This is a genomic window from Lentzea guizhouensis (assembly GCF_001701025.1).
Lineage (GTDB): Bacteria > Actinomycetota > Actinomycetes > Mycobacteriales > Pseudonocardiaceae > Lentzea > Lentzea guizhouensis.
Map to the genome: position 1 here is coordinate 3,342,666 of NZ_CP016793.1, position 21,402 is coordinate 3,364,067.

General features: G+C 70.9%; 22 protein-coding genes and 2 pseudogenes. 20 read left to right on the top strand and 4 right to left on the bottom strand.

The features are described 5' to 3' along the window. The first annotated feature begins 33 nt into the window (after window positions 1-33). The 14 genes from BBK82_RS16735 to BBK82_RS16795 all read left to right on the top strand — a co-directional run bounded on the left by BBK82_RS16735 (window position 34) and on the right by BBK82_RS16795 (window position 12,011). Window positions 34-477, top strand: coding sequence for a VOC family protein (locus tag BBK82_RS16735; RefSeq protein WP_065921133.1), 444 nt, complete (start codon window positions 34-36; stop codon window positions 475-477). Between the two features lie 5 nt (window positions 478-482). Beyond that, entirely contained in the window at window positions 483-1,229 is a 747-nt protein-coding gene (locus BBK82_RS16740; protein ID WP_065915840.1) for a phosphoglyceromutase, read from the top strand. Between the two features lie 178 nt (window positions 1,230-1,407). Beyond that, the gene (locus BBK82_RS16745) at window positions 1,408-2,580 is read left to right on the top strand and encodes a sensor histidine kinase (protein ID WP_065915841.1); all 1,173 of its coding nucleotides are present in this window, start codon (window positions 1,408-1,410) and stop codon (window positions 2,578-2,580) included. After that, a complete protein-coding gene (locus tag BBK82_RS16750) occupies window positions 2,577-3,257 on the top strand; it encodes a response regulator transcription factor (protein WP_053737067.1) in 681 nt (226 codons plus the stop codon). The genes BBK82_RS16745 and BBK82_RS16750 overlap by 4 nt, the downstream gene beginning before the upstream one ends. 27 nt (window positions 3,258-3,284) lie before the next feature. Continuing rightward, a complete protein-coding gene (locus BBK82_RS16755; protein ID WP_065915842.1) occupies window positions 3,285-4,265 on the top strand; it encodes a Ppx/GppA family phosphatase in 981 nt (326 codons plus the stop codon). Continuing rightward, complete coding sequence (locus tag BBK82_RS52325) at window positions 4,265-5,650, top strand: hypothetical protein (RefSeq protein WP_179953784.1); 1,386 nt, start codon at window positions 4,265-4,267, stop codon at window positions 5,648-5,650. Before BBK82_RS16755 ends, BBK82_RS52325 begins: the two co-directional genes overlap by 1 nt. Continuing rightward, window positions 5,647-6,489 carry a sugar phosphate isomerase/epimerase family protein gene (locus tag BBK82_RS16765; protein ID WP_065915844.1) on the top strand — a complete coding sequence of 281 codons (843 nt, stop codon included), beginning with the start codon at window positions 5,647-5,649 and terminating at the stop codon, window positions 6,487-6,489. Before BBK82_RS52325 ends, BBK82_RS16765 begins: the two co-directional genes overlap by 4 nt. A gap of 91 nt (window positions 6,490-6,580) precedes the next feature. Continuing rightward, complete coding sequence (locus BBK82_RS16770; protein ID WP_065915845.1) at window positions 6,581-7,477, top strand: proline dehydrogenase family protein; 897 nt, start codon at window positions 6,581-6,583, stop codon at window positions 7,475-7,477. Further along, the gene (locus tag BBK82_RS16775) at window positions 7,474-8,256 is read left to right on the top strand and encodes a thioesterase family protein (protein WP_065915846.1); all 783 of its coding nucleotides are present in this window, start codon (window positions 7,474-7,476) and stop codon (window positions 8,254-8,256) included. The genes BBK82_RS16770 and BBK82_RS16775 overlap by 4 nt, the downstream gene beginning before the upstream one ends. 10 nt (window positions 8,257-8,266) lie before the next feature. Then, a complete protein-coding gene (gene proC / locus BBK82_RS16780; RefSeq protein ID WP_065915847.1) occupies window positions 8,267-9,076 on the top strand; it encodes a pyrroline-5-carboxylate reductase in 810 nt (269 codons plus the stop codon). A gap of 214 nt (window positions 9,077-9,290) precedes the next feature. Then, a complete protein-coding gene (locus BBK82_RS16785) occupies window positions 9,291-9,503 on the top strand; it encodes a helix-turn-helix domain-containing protein (RefSeq protein ID WP_030477960.1) in 213 nt (70 codons plus the stop codon). Window positions 9,504-9,633: 130 nt separating this feature from the next. Then, the gene (locus tag BBK82_RS47555) at window positions 9,634-9,735 is read left to right on the top strand and encodes a 30S ribosomal protein bS22 (protein ID WP_015105422.1); all 102 of its coding nucleotides are present in this window, start codon (window positions 9,634-9,636) and stop codon (window positions 9,733-9,735) included. A 263-nt stretch (window positions 9,736-9,998) separates the two neighbouring features. Continuing rightward, window positions 9,999-11,036, top strand: a complete 1,038-nt coding sequence (locus tag BBK82_RS16790) for an NAD-dependent epimerase/dehydratase family protein (RefSeq protein ID WP_065915848.1) — start codon at window positions 9,999-10,001, stop codon at window positions 11,034-11,036. 15 nt (window positions 11,037-11,051) lie between these two features. Continuing rightward, window positions 11,052-12,011 carry a lysophospholipid acyltransferase family protein gene (locus tag BBK82_RS16795; RefSeq protein WP_065915849.1) on the top strand — a complete coding sequence of 320 codons (960 nt, stop codon included), beginning with the start codon at window positions 11,052-11,054 and terminating at the stop codon, window positions 12,009-12,011. Here the strand turns inward: BBK82_RS16795 and BBK82_RS54130 are convergent. Next, complete coding sequence (locus BBK82_RS54130) at window positions 11,980-13,212, bottom strand: isocitrate lyase/PEP mutase family protein (RefSeq protein WP_237048228.1); 1,233 nt, start codon at window positions 13,210-13,212, stop codon at window positions 11,980-11,982. The genes BBK82_RS16795 and BBK82_RS54130 overlap by 32 nt on opposite strands. 66 nt (window positions 13,213-13,278) lie before the next feature. Here BBK82_RS54130 and BBK82_RS16805 point away from each other — a divergent pair, with 66 nt between their 5' ends. Further along, window positions 13,279-13,932, top strand: a complete 654-nt coding sequence (locus BBK82_RS16805) for an ArsR/SmtB family transcription factor (RefSeq protein ID WP_179953785.1) — start codon at window positions 13,279-13,281, stop codon at window positions 13,930-13,932. On the opposite strand, the gene BBK82_RS16810 is transcribed toward BBK82_RS16805, so the two are convergent. Both BBK82_RS16810 and BBK82_RS16815 read right to left on the bottom strand, forming a co-directional pair. After that, window positions 13,921-14,157: a glutaredoxin family protein gene (locus BBK82_RS16810; RefSeq protein WP_065915852.1), complete on the bottom strand. Its 237-nt coding sequence runs from the start codon at window positions 14,155-14,157 to the stop codon at window positions 13,921-13,923. The two genes, BBK82_RS16805 and BBK82_RS16810, sit on opposite strands and share 12 nt — an antisense overlap. 1 nt (window position 14,158) lies before the next feature. Beyond that, a pseudogene (locus BBK82_RS16815) lies at window positions 14,159-15,630 on the bottom strand (AMP-binding protein). A gap of 207 nt (window positions 15,631-15,837) precedes the next feature. Here BBK82_RS16815 and BBK82_RS16820 point away from each other — a divergent pair. Next, window positions 15,838-16,413: a sigma-70 family RNA polymerase sigma factor gene (locus tag BBK82_RS16820; protein ID WP_237048229.1), complete on the top strand. Its 576-nt coding sequence runs from the start codon at window positions 15,838-15,840 to the stop codon at window positions 16,411-16,413. A gap of 270 nt (window positions 16,414-16,683) precedes the next feature. Here the strand turns inward: BBK82_RS16820 and BBK82_RS16825 are convergent, their stop codons facing one another. After that, a complete protein-coding gene (locus BBK82_RS16825) occupies window positions 16,684-17,082 on the bottom strand; it encodes a hypothetical protein (protein ID WP_065915854.1) in 399 nt (132 codons plus the stop codon). A gap of 344 nt (window positions 17,083-17,426) precedes the next feature. Here BBK82_RS16825 and BBK82_RS16830 point away from each other — a divergent pair, with 344 nt between their 5' ends. The 4 genes and pseudogenes from BBK82_RS16830 to BBK82_RS16845 all read left to right on the top strand — a co-directional run bounded on the left by BBK82_RS16830 (window position 17,427) and on the right by BBK82_RS16845 (window position 21,400). Next, window positions 17,427-18,323 (top strand): HAD family hydrolase, encoded by an 897-nt coding sequence (locus BBK82_RS16830; protein WP_065915855.1) that lies wholly within the window; start codon window positions 17,427-17,429, stop codon window positions 18,321-18,323. A gap of 12 nt (window positions 18,324-18,335) precedes the next feature. Further along, window positions 18,336-18,575 (top strand): annotated as a pseudogene (locus tag BBK82_RS52725) (sodium:proton antiporter); the annotation flags it as partial. A gap of 418 nt (window positions 18,576-18,993) precedes the next feature. Continuing rightward, the gene (locus BBK82_RS16840; RefSeq protein WP_065915857.1) at window positions 18,994-20,463 is read left to right on the top strand and encodes a molybdopterin-dependent oxidoreductase; all 1,470 of its coding nucleotides are present in this window, start codon (window positions 18,994-18,996) and stop codon (window positions 20,461-20,463) included. A gap of 166 nt (window positions 20,464-20,629) precedes the next feature. Next, a complete protein-coding gene (locus tag BBK82_RS16845) occupies window positions 20,630-21,400 on the top strand; it encodes a redox-sensing transcriptional repressor Rex (protein WP_065915858.1) in 771 nt (256 codons plus the stop codon). Window positions 21,401-21,402 lie beyond the last annotated feature (2 nt).

A 21,402-nucleotide genomic window follows, 5' to 3' on the forward strand; every position in this document is an offset into this window, starting at 1 on the left:
CATAAGGTCTGCATCGAAATGGAGGAACCCGCGATGGCGCAGCTCAGAGGCATCAGAGGCGTGAAGATCCCGGTGACCGACCTCGCCAGGAGCATCGACTGGTACGGCAAGGTCTTCGAGTTCGCAGTGGAGTGGGAGTTCGCGGACGCGGACGGCGTCGTGCGCGGTGTCGCGGGCCACGTGAGCGATGGGGCCGCCGGGTTGAGCCTGCGCGAGAACCCGGACAAGGCGCGGGCGGTCGCCGGGTTCGACCCGGTCAACTGGGCCGTCGGCACCCGTGCGGACCTCGCGGAGTGGATCGAGCACCTCGACGGGCTGGGCATCGCGCACTCGCCGGAGATCGAGGCGAGCATCGGGTGGCTGCTGGTGTTCACCGACCCGGACGGGCTGGAGGTCCACCTGTACACCGACGAGGAACATGGCGTGGATCACGGCGACCGGCCGGGGTACGGCAGGAGGGTCGGCATGGCAGGCTAGCCGCCATGTCTGTCGGAACCTTGGTGCTGCTCCGCCACGGCGAGAGCACGTGGAACGCGGAGAACCTGTTCACCGGATGGGTGGACGTTCCCCTGTCGGAGAAGGGCGAGCGGGAGGCCCGTCGCGGCGGGACGCTGCTCAAAGAAGCCGGGCTGCTGCCGGAGGTCCTGCACACCAGCCTGATGCGCCGGGCGATCATGACCGCGAACCTGGCGCTGGACGCCGCCGACCGGCACTGGATCCCGGTCCGCCGCGACTGGCGGCTCAACGAGCGCCACTACGGCGCGTTGCAGGGCAAGAACAAGAAGCAGACGCTGGAGGAGTTCGGCGAGGAGCAGTTCATGCTCTGGCGCCGCTCCTACGACACCCCGCCGCCGCCCATCGAGCCCGGCAGCGAGTTCAGCCAGGACACCGACCCGCGCTACGCGGACCTCGGCCCCGACCTGCCGCTGACCGAGTGCCTGCTCGACGTCGTGAAGCGCATGATCCCGTACTGGGAGTCGAGCATCGTGCCCGACCTGCGCACCGGCAAGACGGTCCTCGTGGCCGCGCACGGCAACTCGCTGCGCGCGCTCGTGAAGCACCTCGACGGCGTCTCCGACGAGGCGATCGCGGGCCTGAACATCCCGACCGGCATCCCGCTGCGCTACGACCTCGACGAGGACCTGAAGCCGATCAAGCCGGGCGGCGAGTACCTCGACCCGGACGCGGCGAAGGACGCCATTGCCGCGGTGGCCAACCAGGGTCGCTGACCGCATTGTGAGAAAGGCGCACGCGACGTTCGCGTGCGCCTTTCGGCGATTTAGGACACGGTTGGGTGAACAAGGGCTGACCAGGGACGGAACAACCGTCCACTGAGGTGTCGCGGGTATCACGGTTCACGCTTCCGCACTAGGCCAGGACACCTCTGAGCTGCTTACCATTCGCCTCGTGACCACAACGGGTTACCTCGCTGTGTCGATCGGCGTCGCGCTCATCGGCGTGATCGCCGCATTCTTCGTTGGCAGGTTCACCGCTCCCAGAAACCCGAAGGCCCCGGAGGGCCTGACGGTCGCCGACCTGATGCAGCGGATCGTCCAGGACTCCCACGACGGCATCGTGGTGCTGAACCACTTCGGCGACGTCGTGCTGCACAACCCGCGGGCCGAGGAGCTCGGGGTCGTCCGCAACAACCGCGTCGACGACCGCGCGCGCAAGGCCGCGGAGGCCGTCCGCAACAGCAACGAGGTCGTCTACGTCGACCTGTCGCCGCACGAGGGCCAGCGCCGCGCCCGGCAGCCGGAGGCGGTGCACGCCGAGGTCAGGCTGCTCACCGAGGGCTTCACCGTGGTCGACGTGAGCGACGAGTCCGAGGCCGTGCGGCTGGAGAAGACCCGGCGCGACTTCGTGGCGAACGTCAGCCACGAGCTCAAGACCCCGGTCGGCGCCCTCGCGCTGCTCGCGGAGGCGGTGCTGGACGCGAGCGACGACCAGGACGAGGTCCGCCGGTTCAGCGCGAAGATCATGCAGGAGGCCACCCGCCTCGGCGTGCTCGTCACCGAGCTGATCGCGCTGTCGCGCCTGCAGGGCGCGGAGAAGCTGCCGGAGCTGTCCGACACCGAGATCGACGTCGTGATCAACGAGGCGCTGTCGCGGTCCAAGCTCGCCGCCGAGTCGGTGAACATCTCGATCACCACCGACGAGCCGAGCGGGTTCGTGGTGCCCGGCGACCGGTCGTTGCTGGTCACGGCGCTGACGAACCTCCTGGACAACGCTGTCGCCTACTCGCCGCCCGGCAGTCCCGTCTCCGTCAGCCGCCGGCTGGTGGACGGGCACGTCGAGATCGCCGTGACCGACCGCGGCATCGGCATCGCCGAGGACCAGCAGACCAGGGTCTTCGAGCGGTTCTACCGCGTCGACAAGGCCAGGTCGCGGGCCACCGGCGGGACCGGCCTGGGGCTCGCGATCGTCAAGCACGTCGCCGCCAACCACGGCGGTGAGGTGAAGCTGTGGAGCCTGCCAGGAACGGGGTCCACCTTCACGCTGCGGCTCCCGGCCGCGGCGACCGAACCCAACCCGACCCTCGTCCCCACCGGCGCGGGTGACACTGGAGGAGAGCTGTGACCAGGGTGCTCATCGTGGAGGACGAGGAGTCCTTCGCCGATCCGCTCGCCTTCCTGCTGCGCAAGGAGGGGTTCACCGCGGCGCTCGCGGCCACCGGCCAGGAGGCGCTGGAGGAGTTCGACCGCAACGGTGCCGACATCGTGCTGCTCGACCTCATGCTGCCCGGCATGAGCGGCACCGACGTCTGCAAGCAGCTGCGGCAGCGCTCCGCCGTGCCCGTGATCATGGTGACCGCGCGCGACAGCGAGATCGACAAGGTCGTGGGGCTCGAGCTGGGCGCCGACGACTACGTCACGAAGCCCTACTCGGCCCGTGAGCTCATCGCCCGCATCCGCGCGGTGCTGCGCCGCGGCGGCGAGTCCGAGGACCTGCTCCCGCAGATCCTGGAGGCCGGCCCGGTGCGGATGGACGTGGAACGCCACGTCGTCACCGTCGGCGGACAGGACATCAGCCTGCCGCTCAAGGAGTTCGACCTCCTCGAGTACCTGCTGCGCAACGTGGGCCGCGTGCTCACCCGCGGCCAGCTGATCGACCGGGTGTGGGGAGCGGACTACGTGGGCGACACCAAGACGCTGGACGTGCACGTCAAGCGGCTGCGGTCGAAGATCGAACCGGACCCGTCGGCACCGCGGCACCTGGTGACCGTGAGGGGTCTCGGTTACAAGTTCGAGTCCTGACGGACACGACCAGGTACCGTTTCCGGCGTGCGCCTGGGCGTTCTTGACGTGGGTTCGAACACCGTCCACCTGCTGGTGGTGGACGCGCATCGTGGTGCCCACCCGATTCCGACCACGTCGGAGAAGACCATCCTCCGTCTCGCCGAACAGCTCGACGGCAAGGGGATGCTCAGCAAGACAGGGGCTGACCAGCTGGTTCGCGCGGTGGCCGCCGCCAAGGCGTCGGCCAAGCGCTCCGGCTGCGAGGACCTGATGGCGTTCGCGACCTCGGCGGTGCGCGAGGCGGGCAACTCGGCAGAGGTGCTCGACCGGGTGCGCACCGAGACCGGGGTCGACCTGAAGGTCCTGTCCGGCGAGGACGAGGCGAAGTACACGTTCCTCGCCGTCCGCCGCTGGTACGGCTGGTCGGCGGGCAAGCTGCTGTGCCTCGACATCGGCGGCGGCTCGCTCGAGCTCGCCGTCGGGCGCGACGAGAACCCGCAGATGGCGTTCTCCGTGCCACTGGGTGCCGGCCGGCTGACCAGGACCCGTTTCAAGAAGGACCCGCCACGGCGGTCCGAGGTCCGCGAGACCACCGAATGGCTCGCCGAGCAGCTCGCGCCCGTGGCGCGGAAGCTGAAACGCGCGGGTGAACCCGATCGGGTGGTTGCGACCTCAAAAACTTTCCGAACGCTGGCGCGGCTCACCGGGGCCGCGCCATCGTCTGCCGGGCCCAGGGCGCGTCGCGTGCTCACCGACGCCGGCCTGCGGCAGCTGATCGCGTTCATTTCCCGGATGTCGGCCAGTGACCTCGCCGAGCTGGAAGGTGTCAGCACCTCGCGTGCCCACCAGCTCCTCGCGGGGGCCCTGGTCGCGGAGGCAACGATGCGAGCCCTGTCACTCACGCAGCTGGAGATTTGCCCGTGGGCGCTCCGGGAGGGTGTCATCCTCCGGCGGCTGGACCACACTGATGGGACGGACCAGGGCGATACTGGACGTACCAGCCAGACCGGGGCACGGTGGAGTTGATGAGTCGAGAGAGCGGATCCGACCAGACGCAGCGCACTGTCGCTGAGCTGCTCGCGCAGTACGGCGGCAGCGCAGGGGAGGCGCCACGTCGGCGACGCCGCCGCGCGGAGGACGACGAAGACGTCCAGCAGCCGGAGACCGCGCCCCAGTCGATCATCGAGCGCGTCCTGTCCGACAGCGGCCGGCTGATGGCCGTGCGCGACGACGACCCGGCGCCGACCGGCCGGCGCCGCACCCGAACCGCCTGCCGAGCGCACCGCGTACCAGCCGGTGCCGCCGGTCGCGCCCCGGTCACGCCGCAGCCGCCGAAGCCTCAGCCTTCGCAGCAGCTGCCCAAGCCCAGCCGTCCCAGCAGCTGCCCAAGCCGCAGCCCCGGTGGCGCCGCAGGTGCGCAGACCAGGTCCGCCTGCCGCCGTGCCGCCGCCGCCGCTGCCACCGAGCAGACCAGGCAGGTGCCGCCGGTCCGCGACCAGCCGTCGCGCTCCGACCTGTCCCGCCCTGACCTGTCCCGTCCCGACCTGTCCCGTCCCGACGCCGCACGCCCGAGGTGTCGCGGTCCGACCTGCCGCGCCCGGACGTGTCCGGCCGGACATGCAGCGCCCCGACCTCTCGCGCCTCGACGGTGGCCGGCCCGAGTCGAGGCTGGACCCGGCCGCACCGCCGGCGCCGTCGCGCACGAACATCGCCCGCCGAAGCCGGGCCAGCCGTCGGCGCAGATGCCGGTCCCCGGCCCGCCGCGCGAGGCGATGACCGAGCAGCTCCCGCGCATCCCGGCGAAGGCACCGATCGACCAGATCGCCGCGCTCGAGACCGAGTCGGTGCTGATCGTGCCGCCCGCTCCGCCGCCGCTGCCGGAGCCGCTGCCCGGCAACGACGCGGACGCGTGGTTCGGCGACGACGACGCGGCGCTGCAGAAGACCGACCTCTCGATGCCGCCGATGGAGTCGACCGCGGCGCACGCGGGCCCGTACGTGGACGACGACGACTCGCAGGAGTACGCCGTCTACCGCCCGGAGGACGACTACCTCAACTCGGACGACGACAGCGACGACGACGAGCGCCCCGCCGGCCTGGACGACGCCAGCGAGGCCGACGAGGAACCGGAGGACGAGGCCCAGCGCTCACCGGCCAAGGAGTGGCTGGTCATGATCGGCCAGCTCGCCGTCGGCGTGCTCGGCGGTGCGGCCCTGTGGCTCGCGTTCAACTTCCTGTGGCGCACCCAGGCCGTGGCCGCACTGGTGGTCGCACTGGCCGTGACCGTGGGCCTGGTGCTGCTGGTCCGCAAGATCCGCCGCGCCGACGACCTGCAGACCACCCTCCTGGCCATCCTCGTGGGCCTCATCGTCACGGTCTCACCAGCGGCGATGCTGCTGGTGAAGAGTTGACGGCCCGCATCCCGGTCGGGCTTTCCACGGCATCGGTCTACCCGCAGCCCGCCGGAGCGGCCTTCGAGATCGCCTCCGAACTGGGCTACGACGGCGTGGAGCTGATGGTCTGGGCCGACCCGGTCTCCCAGGACATCCGCGCCGTCGACCGCCTGTCCACCCGCTCGGGCCTCCCGGTCCTCGCCGTCCACGCCCCCTGCCTGCTCATCTCGCAGCGGGTCTGGTCGCCCGATCCGTCCGAACGCCTGCGCAAGGCCGTCCAGGCCGCCCAGGACCTGGGCGCCCCCACCGTCGTGCTGCACCCGCCGTTCCGCTGGCAGCGCAAGTACGCGGACGGCTTCGCCTCCCTGGTCTCGTCGCTGGAGGACGAGAGCGGCATCGCGATCGCCGTGGAGAACATGTTCCCGGTGAAGCGCCCCCTGGGCCGCGGCCGCTCGGTGCAGATGACGGCGTTCAAGCCCTCGATCGACCCGACCGACGTCGGCCACGCCAACTACACCCTGGACCTGTCGCACTCGGCCGCCGCGCACATGGACGCCCTGGAGCTGGCCAAGCGGATGGGCGACGGGTTGCGGCACGTCCACCTGGCCGACGGGTCGGGGGCGCCGAAGGACGAGCACATGGTGCCCGGCCGCGGGACCCAGCCGTGCGCGGAGCTGTGCGAGATGCTCGCGCGGGGCGGGTTCGACGGGCAGGTCGTGCTGGAGGTCAACACGCGGCGGGCGGCGTCTCCGGCGGCCCGGCGGGAGATGCTGGCGGAGTCGTTGCTGTTCGCGCGGCTGCACCTGGACTGGCCCACCGAAGGCACCTCGTCCGACCCGCGCTCAGCCTTGTCCTGAGCCGCACGCGGGGAGCTTTCGTGCTCTCCTACCGTACGAAAGCTCCCCGCGTGCGATGAGCGGTGGGCGGGAGGGGGTTAGGGTTCGGGGTGTGGACCCACTGCGAGCGTTGATCATGGCCGCGTCTCGCAACGAGACGGTCCGGCACCTGGTCGCCAGCGCCCCCATCAGCCGCGACGTCGTGAAGCGGTTCGTGGCCGGCGAGTCGACGGCGGACGCGGTGGAGGTCGTGCGGAACCTCGGCCTCCCGGTCACGCTCGACTACCTCGGCGAGGACACCACCGACAAGGCGCAGGCCGAGAAGACGGTTCAGGCCTACCTGGAGCTGCTCGACGCCCTGCACGGCGCGGGGCTGGCGAAGAACGCCGAGGTCAGCGTCAAGCTGTCGGCGGTCGGGCAGGCGTTGGACGAGTCGCTGGCGCTGACCAACGCGTCGCGGATCTGTGCGGCGGCGGAGCAGTGCGGGACGACCGTCACGCTCGACATGGAGGACCACACCACCACCGACTCGACGCTGGAGGTCCTGCACGAGCTGCGCCGGACGTGGCCGTGGGTCGGGGCGGTGCTGCAGACGTACCTGCACCGCACGCTCGACGACTGCGGAGCACTGAGCCACGCGGGCAGCAGGGTCCGGCTCGTCAAGGGCGCGTACGCGGAGCCGCCGGACGTCGCGATCCAGGACCCGCACGAGGTCGACCTCAACTACGTGCGGTGCGCGAACGTGCTGCTCGCCGGCGAGGGCTACCCGATGTTCGCCACGCACGACCCGCGGCTGATCGAGATCATCGGCGAGCGGGCGCGGTGGTATGACAAAACCGACTACGAGTACCAGATGCTCTACGGCATCCGGCCGGAGGAGCAGGTGCGTCTTGGGACCCGCGTTTATGTCCCGTACGGCGAGCAGTGGTACGGATATCTCATGCGGCGACTTGCGGAACGGCCTGCCAACGTGACTTTCTTCCTGCGGTCGCTGGCCAGCCGCTCATGACCTTCTCGAAGTCCAGCGCGGTGCGCTCGCTCGGTGACGGAACCTTCACCGCGACCCTGCCCGCCGAGTGGACGGTGGGGCCCAAGCCGCACGGCGGGTTCCTGCTGGCGGTGATGACGCGGGCGGCGGCCGAGCTGACCGGCAGTGATCCGCTCGCGGTCTCCGCGCAGTTCCTGCGGGCGCCGGAGGTCGGGCCGGTGCTGGTCAGGACCGATCTGCGCAAGGCGGGGCGGACGGCGACGGTGGTCGCGGTGACTCTGGAGCAACGCGGGCAGGTGTGCGTCGAGGCGTCGGTCACGCTCGGGCGGATGCCGGAGCTGCGGGCCGACTACGCGAACCTGCCGTCGATGCCCGCCGCGCCGCCGCCGGGGTCGATCGAGCTGGCGACCTTCCCGACCGGCGGGGTCTACAAGGTGGGCGCGCTGTGCGACCTGCGGGTGGACCGGGAGTCGGCGACGTTCCTGGACCGGCGCACGGACGGGTCGCTCACGTTCAAGCTGTGGGCGCGGCCGATCGAGGAGCACCCCGACCCGTACTTCGCGTTGCTGGCCGGCGACCTGTCGATGCCGGTGACGTTCAACCTCGGGCGGTTCGGGTGGTCGCCGACGGTGCAGCTGACGGCGTTGCTGCGGGCGCGGCCGGCGCCGGGGTGGTTGCGGATCCACGTGACCTGCCAGGCGGTGCACGGGCAGTGGTTCGACGAGGACGCGACCGTCATCGACGCGACGGGGCGCCTGGTGTGCCAGGCACGGCAGCTGGCGTTGACACCTGCTGTGTGAGACTTGACCGATGACGAAGATCGCGGTGCTCGGCGCGGGCAAGATCGGTGAGGCGCTGCTGTCCGGGCTTCTACAGGGCGGCAGGCCGGCCGCCGATCTGATGTTCACCGAGAAGCACGATGCCCGTGCGGCGGTGCTGACCGAGCAGTACGGCATCGAGAGCACCACGGTGGCGGGCGCGGCGGCGAACGCCGACGTGCTCATCGTCGCGGTCAAGCCGCAGGACATCGAGCCGCTGCTGACCGACCTCAAGCCGGTGATCAAGCCGGGCGCCCTGGTCGTGTCGCTGTGCGCCGGGCTCCCGACGGCCCTGTTCGAACGCCGGCTGCCGGAGGGCACGCCGGTCGTGCGGGTGATGCCGAACACGCCGATGGTCGTCGGCGAGGCGATGAGCGCCGTCTCCGGTGGTTCCAACGCCACGCCGGAGCACCTCAAGGTCGTCGAGGAGCTCCTGTCCACCGTGGGCAAGGTCGCGGTGGTGCCGGAGTCGCAGCAGGACGCGGTCACCGCGCTGTCCGGCTCGGGCCCCGCCTACTTCTTCTTCCTGGTCGAGGCGATGATCGACGCGGGCATCCTGCTCGGCATCCCGCGCGACCTGGCCTCCCAGCTCATCATCCAGTCGGCCGTGGGCGCCGCGACGATGCTGGCCGAGGGCCAGTCGCACCCGGTCATCCTGCGCGAGGCGGTCACGTCACCGGCGGGCACGACGATCATGGCGATCCGCGAGCTGGAGAAGCACGGCGTCCGCGCGGCCCTGCTGGCGGCCATCGAGTCCGCCCGCGACCGCTCCGTCGAGCTGGGCCGCCAGCACGAGGACTGAGCGCACGCGGGGAGCTTTCGTACTCTCCTGGAGTACGCGGGGTCCCCGCGTGGCCGTCAGGGGAACGCGGGACTCCCGCGTGACATTTCAAGCATGACCGGTTGGTCGTCGCAGGAGTCACACCTGTCCCGCTACTCTCAAGGCAGCACGTGCGTGTCGAACCGTCGGTGGGGAAGACCGACGGCACGACACGTGTCGAAGGATGCGGTGATGTATGCCTGCGAAGGAGAACGAACGAACAGGTCTCGCTCAGGTGCAGTTCCTGACCGTGGCTGAAGTGGCCTCGATGATGCGGGTCTCGAAGATGACCGTGTACCGCCTGGTGCACTCCGGAGAGCTGCCCGCGGTGCGGGTCGGCAAGTCGTTCCGGGTGCCCGAAAAAGCGGTGCACGCCTACCTCGAGAACGCGTACTTCGACGCCGGCTGAAGGCTGGTGCAGGCTGGCGAACCCCAGCGGGTAGACTGGTAGGCCGATCGTGCTTACCGGCGCGCCGCGCTTGCCGCGGCCGAGGCTGGGGCGCGCCAGTCAAAGCAACGTCTAGAGCTAAGGATCCCGCATGGGCTCGGTCATCAAGAAGCGCCGCAAGCGCATGTCGAAGAAGAAGCACCGCAAGTTGCTGCGCAAGACGCGAGTCCAGCGCAGGAAGCGCGGCAAGTAAGCCCATGTGCGGCTCTCGCCACCGCCGGTCCCTCTCGCAGGGGCCGGCGGTGGTTGCTTTTCGGGAGCACGCTGGGTGATTGCGCCGGCACGAATATCACCCAGTGGGACGCTTGCCCGGAAACACGGGAACGGTCGCCGCCGTTCGGGTGATTGGGCTGTGAAGCCTGCGTGACCTGCGTCAAGACGGCGTTCCGGCCCCCTGCGGTTTCCGGTGGGGCTTGTAGCATCGACCAATCGCAACGCCCGTCTGCTTGGAGTCGCATGACGCCCAAGGTCGTCCTCGTCACCGGAGTCAGCCGCTTCCTCGGCGGCCACCTCGCCGCGCGGTTCGCCGCGAACCCGGACGTCGAGCGCGTGCTCGGGGTCGACACCGAGCCGCCGCCGCGTGACCTGCTGCGCAGGATGGGGCGGGCGGAGTTCGTGCGGGCCGACATCCGCAACCCGCTGATCAGCAAGGTCATCTCCACCGCGAACGTGGACACGGTCGTCCACGCCTCCGTCACCGCGAACCCGGCCGGGCCCACCGGTCGCACGGTGATGAAGGAGATGAACGTCATCGGCACCATGCAGCTGCTGGCCGCGTGCCAGAAGTCGCCGAACGTGCGCAAGCTCGTCGTGAAGTCGACGAGCGCCGTCTACGGGTCGAGCTCGCGCGACCCGGCGGTGTTCACCGAGGACATGGGACCGAAGGACCTGCCGTCGTCCGGGTACGCCAAGGACGCGGTCGAGGTCGAGGGGTACGTGCGCGGGTTCGGCCGCCGCAGGCCGGACGTCAACGTCACGACGCTCCGCTTCACCAACTTCATCGGGCCGCGCATCGACACGGTCCTCACGCGCTACTTCGCGCTTCCGGTCGTGCCCACGGTGCTGGGCTACGACGCGCGCGTGCAGCTGCTGCACTCCGAGGACGCCCTCGCTGTCCTCGAACGCGCGACGCTGCACGACCTGCCGGGTGTGTTCAACGTGGGCGGTGACGGCGTGCTGCTGTTGTCGCAGGCCATCCGCAGGGCGGGCAGGCTGAACCTGCCCGTGCCCAGCATGGCCGTGCCCACGGTCGGCGGCTTCTTCCGGAGCGCCCGGCTCGTCGACTTCTCGCCGGACCAGATGAGGTTCCTCAACTGGGGGCGCGTGGTCGACACCACCCTGCTGAAGAAGGAGTTCGGGTTCACGCCGCGGTGGACCACCCAGCAGGCCTTCGACGACTACGTGAGCGGCCGGGGTCTCAAGCCGCTCGTCGACTCCGAGACGGTTGAGGCCGCGGAACGGGGAATCCTCGACGTGGCCGCCCGTTTCCGCTGATCACCGCTTGAGGAGATGAACGCAGTGGCAGGAGCACGCGTTATCCCGCTGCACGACCCGGAGCGCGACGCCGCACGCAGAGCGCGGCACGTCGAGGTGGTTCCGGAGCCCGCGCAGCAGCAGTCCGCGACGCCGGACTGGGAACGCCGGCTGGCCGACCTGCTGGCGTTCGCGCGCAGGCGGATCGCCGGCGACTACCAGGTCGACGAGTTCGGGTTCGACAAGGACCTGACCGAGAACGTGCTGATGCCGCCGCTGAGGCCGCTGTACGAGAAGTGGTTCCGGGTCGAGACGATCGGCCTGTCGAACGTCCCGGCGGCCGGTGGCGCGCTGATCGTGGCGAACCACTCCGGCACGTTGCCGCTCGACGCGCTGATGACGTCGTACGGCATCGCCTCCGAGCACCCGGCGCAGCGGCACATGCGCATGCTGGGCGCCGACCTGGTGTTCCGCACGCCGGTGCTGGGCGCGCTGGCCCGCAAGTCCGGGCAGACGCTCGCGTGCAACCCGGACGCCGAGCGGCTGCTGTCCTCCGGTGAGCTCGTCGGTGTGTGGCCGGAGGGCTTCAAGGGCGTCGGCAAGCCGTTCAAGGACCGCTACAAGCTGCAGCGCTTCGGCCGCGGCGGGTTCGTGGCGGCGGCGCTCAAGACCGGCACGCCGATCATCCCGTGCTCGATCGTGGGCGCCGAGGAGATCTACCCGATGATCGGCGACATCAAGGCGCTGGCCAGGCTCTTCGGGTTCCCGTACTTCCCGGTCACGCCGTTCTTCCCGCTGCTGGGGCCGCTGGGCGCGATCCCGCTGCCGTCGAAGTGGTACATCGAGTTCGGCGAGCCGATCCGGACGGACTCCTTCGGCGAGAACGCGGCGGACGACCCGATGCTCGTGTTCAACCTGACCGACCAGGTGCGCGAGACGATCCAGCAGACGCTCTACCGGTTGCTCACGCAGCGCCGGAACGTGTTCCTGGGCTGAGCAGGGCCTTCGCGGTCTCGACGGTGGTGGTGCGGGCGGCGCGGAAGAGCTGCGAGCCCGTGCTGATCCGCCGCACGCCCAGGTCCCGGAGCCGTTCCACGGGCTCGCCGGCCAGCACGTTCAGCGGCGTGTCGAACGCGGCGGTGACCGTCGCGATGTCCGGCAGGGGCAGTCGCGGCACGAAGATCCCGTCGGCGCCCGCCGCGAGGTAGTGCTCGGCGCGCGTCAGCACCTCGGAGATCGTCGCGTCGACGCCCAGCCAGTGCGTGTCGATGCGGGCGTTCACGAACACACCCGGCGTCCGGCGCTTGACCGCCGTGATGAGCTCGGCCTGCTCAGCGGGGTTGTTCAGGTGGTCGCCGCGGCCGTCTTCGAGGTTGATCCCGGAGACGCCCAGCGAGGCGACGTACTCGGCGACCTCGTCCGGATCGGCCGAGAAGCCGCCCTCGACGTCGGCGGTGACCGGGCACGGCAGCGCCGAAAGCAGCCGGGCGAGCGTCCGGGTGTGCTCCTTGGCCAGGCCGGACGCGTCGGGCACGCCGTGTGCGGCCGAGACCCCGAAGCTGGTGGTCGCGACGGCCGGGAACCCGGCTTCCTGCAGCGCGGCCGCGGTGGCGTGGTCCCAGGCGTTCGGCAGCAGCAACGGCTCGTCGCGGTGGTGCAGCGCCCGGAACGCCATGTTCTTGGCGATCTTCGTGGCGAGCTCGCGTCCGGGGCAGGCGTGCGCGCCGTGGCCGAACGGGTGGCCGGTGAGGTCGACCTCGACGATCCCCGCGGCGGTCGCCCGGCGGGTCAGCGGAACCGGCGGGGTCGGGTCACCGGACGTCAAGCGGTCGGCGAACGCCCGTGTTGCCGCCCAGGCCTGCACCAGAAGCCCGATCCTGGCCGCGGTGGTCTCGGTGCGCCCGTGCCGGGCCACCAGCCGCTCCACGGCCGCGTCAGCCGTTTCCATGATCGGCTCGTGCGGCTGGTAGCTGGGCGCGATGACCGCCACCTCGTCCAGCGCGCCCGGCAGGAGCCGGACGGCCAGCTCGTCGAGGGTGGTGGCGTCGACGCCCTCCAGCAACGAGGTCGTGAGCGCGCGCCGGCGGGTGTGCTCGGCGCCCTCGCTGAACCGGACGACCTGGGAACGCAGCCACGCCACCCCGCTCCCACCTGCGGGGACGTGCGGCACGGGCAGGTTCAGCAGCTCTTCGGTCATGGCCAGCACGCTAGGGCCGCGACACTTCGGCGTGGACCGAAGCGTTCGAAGCGCAGAATGGCCGGCATGGAGGCATTGGCCCAGGTGGCGGCGCTGCTCGCGGACAACACGCGTGCCGCGTTCTGCTCCGCGCTGCTGGACGGCCGGGCCTGGACCGCGACCGAGCTGGCCCGGCACGCGGGCGTGGCGCCGTCGACCGCGAGCGAGCACCTGACCCGGCTGGTCGACGGCGGTCTGCTCGTCGAGCACCGCCAGGGCCGGCACCGGTACGTCTCGCTGGCGGGGCCGGAGGTGGCCGAGCTGCTGGAGTCGATGACCGCGTTCGCCGGGCCGGGACCACGACCGCCCACGCTGCGGGCGGCCTCCGTCTCGGAGGCCATGGCACGGGGCCGGACCTGCTACGACCACCTCGCCGGGCAGCTCGGCATCGCCCTCAAGACGGGCCTGCTGGAGCTGGGCGTGCTGACCGCCGACCTCGCCGTGACCGAGCCCGGCCTGGTCTGGCTGAAGGAGCTCGGCTTCGAGCCGTCGAAGAGACAGGTCAGCAGGGCCTGCCTGGACTGGACCGAACGCGTGCCGCACGTCGCGGGCGCGGGCGGAGCCCACCTGTGCAGCGTGTTCCTCGACCGCGGCTGGGTCAGGCGGATCGGCACGAGCCGCGCCGTCGTGCTCACCCCGCTGGGCGAGCACGGCTGGCGTGACCTGGGACTACTCGGCTAGCGCCGCCCGCAGCCGGTCCTCCTCGACCTTCCAGAACCCGTGCTCGACGCCGTCGACGAGGAACACCGGCACCTGGTCGCCGTACTCGGCACGCCACTCCGGGTCCGAGTCGACGTCCTCCACCGACCAGGTCGCGCCGACCTCGCCGCAGATGCGGGCGATCTCGGCCTCGGCGACCTCGCAGGCGTGGCAGTCCTTGCGGCCCATGACGGTCACGTGGTGCATGTCAGGCTCCCAACGGCTTGCGCAGCACGGCGCGGGCCAGCTTGCCGGTCGGCGAGTGCGGCAGCGCGGGCGCGAACTCGACCGACGTCGGCACCTTGAACTTGGCGAGGCGGGCCGCGCAGTGCGCCACGACCTCCTCGGACGTGAGCTCCTGGCCGTCGCGCAGCACGATCACGACCTTCACCGACTCGCCGGTCCGCTCGTCCGGCACGCCGACCGCCGCCGCCTCCAGCACGGCCGGCAGCTCGCAGAGCACCTGCTCGACCTCGTGCGGGTAGACGTTGAAGCCGTTGACGATGATCAGGTCACCGGCCCGGTCGACCAGGTGCAGGTCGCCGTCGGCGTCGATGAACCCGACGTCACCGGTGCGGAACCAGCCGCCCGCGTCCGGTCCGTGCGCGCCGTCCGGCCAGTAGCCGGAGAACAGGTTGTCGCCCTTCGCGGACACCAGGCCGGTGCCGGGCTCGTCCTCGTCGATGTCGAGCACCGAGCCGTCCGTGTCGACCAGCCGGATCTCCACGCCGGGCAGCGCCTGGCCGACCGATCCCGGCTTCGGCACGCCGCCGACCAGCGTGGACGTCAGCACCGGGCCCGTCTCGGTCAGGCCGTAGCCCTCGAAGACCGGGATGCCGATGGCGGTCTTCATCTCCTTGATGACCTCGGCCGGCAGCGGCGCCGCGCCGGAGGTGAAGAGCCGGACCGTGGCGAGCTTCTCGCGCAGCACCTCGACCGGGTGCGCGAGCAGCGCGCGGTACATCGGCGGCACACCGACCATCGTGGTGACGCGGTGCTGCTCGATCACGTCGAGGGCGTTGCCCGGCTCGAAGCGCTCCAGCAGCACGGCCGTGGCGCCGGCGCCCGCGACCTGCAGCAGGCCGGGGCCGAGGCCGTAGACGTGGAACAGCGGCAGCGCGAGCAGCACCCGGTCGCCCGCGGTCACCGGGCCGGGCGCAGCGCGGCGCACTGGGCGACGTTCGCGAGCAGCGCGGGGGACAGCATCGCGCCGCGCGGCGTGCCGGACGTGCCGGAGGTGTAGCCGAGCACCGCCAGGTCCTCGCCGCCGCGCACCGCCTCGAACGGCTCCGCGGTCGCCGTGACGTCCGGCACGTCGAGCACGGTGGCATCGGCACCCTCGCCGTCACCGACCAGGAGCGCGGCGCCGGAGTCGGCGAGGATGCGCTGCAGCTCGCGCGGCGGGTTGCCGGGGCCGGTCGGCACCACGACACCACCCGCGCGCAGCACGCCGAACACGGCGACCACGAACTCGGGGCTCGTGGGGAGCCGTACCGCCACCCGGTCGCCGGGTTCGAGCCCGGAATCGGCCAAACGGCGGGCGAAAGCGTCGACCGCACCGTCGATGGTCTCCCAGGTGAGGCTCAATCCGCTCGCGGCGTCGACCAGAGCGACGTGGCTCGGCCCCCGCCGTGCCGAAGCACGGACCAGATCTGCGACATTGCGAGCGGAAGTCAACATGGCCTCCTCATGAACAACTGGGCGCTCCGAGCAGTGTTCCACGCGTGGGCGGCGTCACGAATACGCGGTTCGCACGTCTCCTCATCGCAACCCGCCCACTACCTACTACGGAGTAACAACACGTATGCTGCCGCCACGGCGACTCTGTGGAGGTGCCGCCAGCCGATGACCGCGCGGGCACGACCGACGATCAGGACCACCCGGACCATGACGGGAGGTCAGCACGACAACGCAGGCGACGAGCCGTGGCAGCTCGTCAAGGCCGCCCAGGCGGGTGACACCGATGCGTTCGGCGTGCTGTACGACAAGTACGTCGACATGGTGTTCCGCTACGTCCTCTTCCGGGTGGGCGGCGATCGCGCGTTCGCCGAGGACGTGACCAGCGAGACGTTCTTGCGCGCGCTGCGCAGCATCGGATCGGTCAGCTACCAGGGGCGCGACGTCGGCGCCTGGTTCGTGACGATCGCCCGCAACATCGTGTACGACCACGTGAAGTCGAGCCGCTACCGGCTGGAGGTCACGACCGCCGAGCTGCAGGACAACCGCGAGGAGACCAGCGGTCCCGAGCAGGAGGTCATGACCGAGGCGACCAACGCGGAGCTGCTCCGGTGCGTCTCCCAGTTGGGGGACGACCAGCAGGAGTGCATCCGGTTGAGGTTCATCGAGGGCAAGTCGGTGTCCGAGGTCGCGGAGCTCATGGACCGCAACGAGGGCGCCGTGAAGGCGTTGCAACACCGGGCCGTTCGCCGGCTCGCGCAGATCCTCCCGTCGTGGTTGCGGTGATCGCGATCGCACACGCGTAACCCAAAGCAGATCAACTTCGTTACTCGGGCTGAGATGGACGGCAAGGGAAGAACACCGCGGTGGCGGCAGACAGAGCACGAGCGCTTCGCCCGTGCCGTGGAAGGCGGTCCGCAGCCGGTCGGGGGTGACTCGTTCGCCGAGGAGCTCGCGGTCGTCGAGCAGGTGCAGCTCGTGGCCCGCGGCCAGCAGACCCGACGCCTGCTTGGACGGTGCCGGGTAGACGCGCGCCCCGCCGGCGGCCAGCACGACTCACCGCGCTTCACACCTTCGGAGAAGGCCGCTTGCGGTCGTCCGGGTGCACGCCGCAAGCACGTCGTCCGGGGTCATGCCCAGCTCGGCGTACATCTCCAGCAGCACCTCGCTGCGCAGGGCGGTGAAGCGCCAGAGGTTCTCGCTGCCCTCCGGCCGCTTGCTCACCTCGCCGGTGACCTTGAACCGGTAGCCGCCGAGCGCGGCGCCGACTCCGCCAGCCAGCTCACCGCCCTCGCCGACCTGGACGCCGACGCCGTGGAGGGCGCGCGCCAGCTCACCGAGTACGGCACCTCGTCCGACCAGACCGTCCTGCCCTCGCTGCGCGAGTGGGCGCTCGACCAGTACGAGAAGCTCGGGGTGCTGCGCCCGCGGCTGCCCGAGGACGCCGGCAAGCACGCCGGACCCGCGACGGCGGCGAAGGACTCGTGCGTGGGGCCGACCCGGCACACGCAGCCGGAGTCGTCGGTGCCGCCGACGCCGTCGGCCTGCCCGCGGGCTCGCGCACCGTCCGTGCAGCCGACCCGGTCGGTGGCTCCCGGGGTGTCCACGCCGACCGTGCCGTCGGTGCGGCCGGGCACGTCCACGCCGCCGGGCCGAGCAAGCCGGGCATCACGATCCCGCTGCCGTTGCCGCTGCGAGCATCTCGCTGCCGTTGCTGCCGGGTATCAGCTTCGGCTGAGCGCTGCGCGTTCCGCGCCAGTCGTGGGCCTCCGGTCGGACCAGATCGCTAGGCTTGTCACATGGCAGGCAAGCGTGAGTTGGAGAGCGACCGGCTGGCCGAACTGGCCGGCGAGGCGTCGGCCGATGCTGCCGTGGCCGCTGCCGCCGCCGCGCCGGAGCTCGAATCCTCGCTGGCGGTGCCGACGGACCTCACCGCGGCCGCCTTCTTCGACGTCGACAACACGATGATGATGGGCGCGTCGATCTTCCACTTCGCCCGCGGCCTGGCCGCGCGCAAGTACTTCTCCTCCTCCGACCTGGCGGGCTTCGTCTGGCAGCAGATGAAGTTCCGCGTGGGCGGCCGCGAGGACCCCGCCTCGGTGAAGGCCTCCCGCGAACAGGCCCTGTCCTTCGTGGCCGGCCGCAGCGTCGCCGAGCTCGTCTCGCTCGGCGAGGAGATCTTCGACGAACTGATGGCCGACCGCATCTGGAAGGGCACCCAGGCCCTCGCCCAGATGCACCTCGACGCTGGTCAGCGCGTCTGGCTGGTCACCGCCACCCCGGTCGAGCTCGCCCAGATCATCGCCCGCCGCCTGGGCCTGACCGGCGCGCTCGGCACGGTCTCGGAGTCCGCGGACGGCGTCTACACCGGCCGCCTGGTCGGGGACCTGCTGCACGGCAAGGCCAAGGCGCAGGCGGTCCGGTCGCTGGCCGCCAAGGAGGGGCTGGACCTGCGCCGGTGCACCGCGTACTCGGACTCGTCGAACGACGTGCCGATGCTGTCGGTGGTCGGCACGGCCGTCGCGGTGAACCCGGACTCGCAGCTGCGGGAGATCTCGCGCCGCAAGGGGTGGGAGATCCGCGACTTCCGCACCGGCCGGAAGGCGGCGAAGATCGGCGTGCCGTCGGTGCTGGGTGTCGGGGCGCTGGCCGGGGCGGTGGCGGCCACGATGGCGTGGCGGCGCCGGGTGAAGTAGGCCTCACCTGCCGCAGGCGGCGGCGCGGCGGTGGCGGAGTCCCTGACCCGCTCGGTCGGCTCCGACGTGCCTCTGCGGGGGCAGATCCCGCTGGACCCGCGCCTGCGGGAGAACGGCGACGCGGGCACGCCGATCGTGCAGGCCGTACCGGACTCGGCGGCCGCGCAGGTGCTGTCCGAGGTGGCGAAGAAGCTCTCGGTGCGCTCCCGCGGCCTGGCGGGCCGCCTCCTGAACGTCTCCCCTGCCGGCCGCCAGCCCGCCACTCGCCGCTCACGTCGTGGCACGCGGGGACCCTTCGTGCGCTCCTGCAGTACGCGGGGAGCTTCCGTGCGATCCCCGCGTGCGCCGGTTGCCTGCGCTTGCAACAGGTGACGCAGGGGTCCCGCGTCGCTCACCGGAAATGTCGGACGGTGGCTTGAGGGGTCGCTCGAGAGCTGGGCGCTGGTCGGGTGCGGGCGGCGACGGCGTTGCGGTGAGCCGAGGCCGGCGCGAGCCGCGTTCGGTGGTGACGGCGTCGTGGCGGCTGTCGGACGTGAGCCCTGCGGCGGCGGTTGTCCCGGCGCAGGGACGGCACGACGTGCGGCGCTCGACCGCCCGTGAGCCCGCGAGCTGATTACCGACCCCTTACGACCCGTGCGAACCGGCACCCACCCGGTGTCGAATGGAAGGCATGAAGCCCGCCAAGGCCGCCCTCACCGGTCTGCTCGCCGTCATCGCCGCCCTCGCGGCCGGGCACCTGGTCGCCGCCTTCGTGGGCCTGAGCGCGTCCCCGTACCTGGCGGTGGGCAACGCGGCCATCGACCTCACCCCGTCGTGGCTCAAGGACTTCGCCGTCACCACGTTCGGCACCTACGACAAGCTCGTCCTGCTCACCGGCATGGCCATCGTGCTGGCGGGGGCCGGCGTCGCGTCCGGCCTGCTCAGCCGCACCAGCCCCACGCCGGGATCGGTCGTCGCCGTCGCGCTCGGCATCGTCGGCATCGCCGCCGTCATCAGCAGGCCGGACGTCGGGCAGCTCAGCGTCCTCGCGCCGGTCGCCAGTCTCGCCGCCGGGCTGTACACCTTCCGCTACCTGCACAAAGAGGCCGAGCACGACAACTCGCGGCGTGACTTCCTCATCACCGCCGGGCTCGCCGCCGCCGCCGGCATCGCAGGCCAGGTGTTCGGCAGCCGGACCGACGTCGAGGGGTCGCGGCAGGCCGTCGGCGAGCTCAAGGCGGCCACCCCGGCACCCGAGCCGCCCCTCAACGCCGACTTCGTCAAGGACGGCACCCCGAGCTTCATCACGAACAACAAGGACTTCTACCGGATCGACACGGCGCTGAGCGTGCCCAGGCTCCGCGCCGAGGAGTGGGCGCTGCGGGTGCACGGCATGGTCGACCGGCCGGTGGTGCTGACGTTCGACGAGATCCGCAAGCGCGACCTGAAGGAGGAGGTCATCACCCTGGCCTGCGTGTCGAACGAGATCGGCGGGCCGTACATCTCCACCGCGAGGTTCATCGGCGTCCCGATCGGCGACGTGCTCCGCGAGGCCGGCGTGAAAGCAGGCGCCGACCAGCTGTTCAGCACCAGCGATGACGGGTTCACGGCCGGCAGCCCGCTCGACTACGTGCTGGAACGCGGCATGATCGCGATCGGCATGAACGGCGAACCGCTGCCCGCCGAGCACGGATTCCCGGCGCGGCTCGTGGTGCCGGGGCTCTACGGATACGTGTCGGCCACCAAGTGGGTGACCGACCTCAACGTGACCACGTTCGCGAAAGACCAGGGCTACTGGATCCCGCGCGGCTGGGCGACCAGGGCGCCGATCAAGACGATGTCGCGCATCGACCGCCCGAAGGGCCAGAGCAAGATCAGTGGGAAGACCGTTGTCGCCGGTACGGCGTGGGCGCAGCCGACCGGGGTCGCCAAGGTCGAGGTGCGGGCGGACGGCGGGCCGTGGCGGGAGACCGAGCTCGGCGCGGACGTCAGCGACAGCACCTGGCGGATGTGGCGGGTCGAGCTCGACCTGAAACCGGGCAGCCACACCGTCGAGTGCCGTGCCACCGACAAGTCCGGGTTCACCCAGGACCAGGCGCGCCTGGACCCGGTTCCCGACGGTGCGACGGGATGGCACTCGGTCACCTTCACCGTGGAGTAGGCGCTCACCCGGAATGATCATGGACCGAGGAAGTGCTGGTCACACCCCGTCACCGCAGCCATGACGGGCGAGCGCCGACTTTGTGCATGCGTTCACAAGCGGTACGGTGTGAGCATCACCAACGCCGCGGGGTCCCTGCGGTGAAGCACACCCGGAGGTCGGACGCGTGGCAGCACAGCGGGGCGAAGGTGAGACGACCGCCACCCCTCTGGAGCCCGCCGACAGGGAGCGCGCCCGTGCGATCCCCGAGGCGGCGGTGGCTCGGCTGGCCGTGTACCTCCGCGTCCTGTCCGCCATGTCGGACCAGGGTGTGACCGCGGTCTCCAGCGAGGAGCTCAGCCAGGCGGCCGGTGTCAACGCGGCCAAGCTCCGCAAGGACCTGAGCTACATCGGCTCGTACGGCACGAGGGGCGTCGGGTACGACGTCGAGGTCCTCGTGAGCCACATCGAGCGCATCCTCGGGCTCACCCGCAACCACTCGGTGGCCGTCGTCGGCATCGGTAACCTTGGTCACGCTCTCGCGAACTACGGCGGCTTCCCCGGCCGCGGGTTCCCGGTGACCGCGCTCTTCGACGTCGACGCCGATCTCATCGGAGTGCCTGTTGGGGGCATTCCCGTGAACCACATCGACGAGATCACCGCGGTGTGCATCGAGCGCGAGGTGTCGATCGGCGTGATCGCGACGCCGCCGCCCGCCGCTCAGTCGGTTTGCGACCGTTTGGTATCTGCGGGCGTCCAGTGCATTCTGAACTTTGCACCAGTTGTCCTTCAGGTTCCAGACAACGTCGAGGTGCGCAAGGTTGACTTGGCGGTCGAGATGCAGATCCTGTCGTTCCACGTCGCTCGACGTGCGGACGAGGCTGTGCACAACTCAAGCGGCGGGGTCTCGGTCGGTAACAACGGACTCGGTGTGGACGGGATGGTGATTCGCCCGTGAGC

Excerpts from the sequence above, each read along its gene's own strand:
- BBK82_RS47555 (WP_015105422.1), top strand. The coding sequence starts at position 9,634 with ATGGGCTCGGTCATCAAGAAGCGCCGCAAGCGCATGTCGAAGAAGAAG.
- BBK82_RS16740 (WP_065915840.1), top strand. The coding sequence starts at position 483 with ATGTCTGTCGGAACCTTGGTGCTGCTCCGCCACGGCGAGAGCACGTGG.
- BBK82_RS16840 (WP_065915857.1), top strand. The coding sequence starts at position 18,994 with ATGAAGCCCGCCAAGGCCGCCCTCACCGGTCTGCTCGCCGTCATCGCC.
- BBK82_RS52325 (WP_179953784.1), top strand. The coding sequence starts at position 4,265 with ATGAGTCGAGAGAGCGGATCCGACCAGACGCAGCGCACTGTCGCTGAG.
- BBK82_RS54130 (WP_237048228.1), bottom strand. The coding sequence starts at position 13,212 with ATGACCGAAGAGCTGCTGAACCTGCCCGTGCCGCACGTCCCCGCAGGT.
- proC (WP_065915847.1), top strand. The coding sequence starts at position 8,267 with ATGACGAAGATCGCGGTGCTCGGCGCGGGCAAGATCGGTGAGGCGCTG.
- BBK82_RS16810 (WP_065915852.1), bottom strand. The coding sequence starts at position 14,157 with ATGCACCACGTGACCGTCATGGGCCGCAAGGACTGCCACGCCTGCGAG.
- BBK82_RS16805 (WP_179953785.1), top strand. The coding sequence starts at position 13,279 with ATGGAGGCATTGGCCCAGGTGGCGGCGCTGCTCGCGGACAACACGCGT.
- BBK82_RS16775 (WP_065915846.1), top strand. The coding sequence starts at position 7,474 with ATGACCTTCTCGAAGTCCAGCGCGGTGCGCTCGCTCGGTGACGGAACC.
- BBK82_RS16820 (WP_237048229.1), top strand. The coding sequence starts at position 15,838 with ATGACGGGAGGTCAGCACGACAACGCAGGCGACGAGCCGTGGCAGCTC.
- BBK82_RS16785 (WP_030477960.1), top strand. The coding sequence starts at position 9,291 with ATGCCTGCGAAGGAGAACGAACGAACAGGTCTCGCTCAGGTGCAGTTC.
- BBK82_RS16735 (WP_065921133.1), top strand. The coding sequence starts at position 34 with ATGGCGCAGCTCAGAGGCATCAGAGGCGTGAAGATCCCGGTGACCGAC.
- BBK82_RS16795 (WP_065915849.1), top strand. The coding sequence starts at position 11,052 with ATGAACGCAGTGGCAGGAGCACGCGTTATCCCGCTGCACGACCCGGAG.
- BBK82_RS16790 (WP_065915848.1), top strand. The coding sequence starts at position 9,999 with ATGACGCCCAAGGTCGTCCTCGTCACCGGAGTCAGCCGCTTCCTCGGC.
- BBK82_RS16830 (WP_065915855.1), top strand. The coding sequence starts at position 17,427 with ATGGCAGGCAAGCGTGAGTTGGAGAGCGACCGGCTGGCCGAACTGGCC.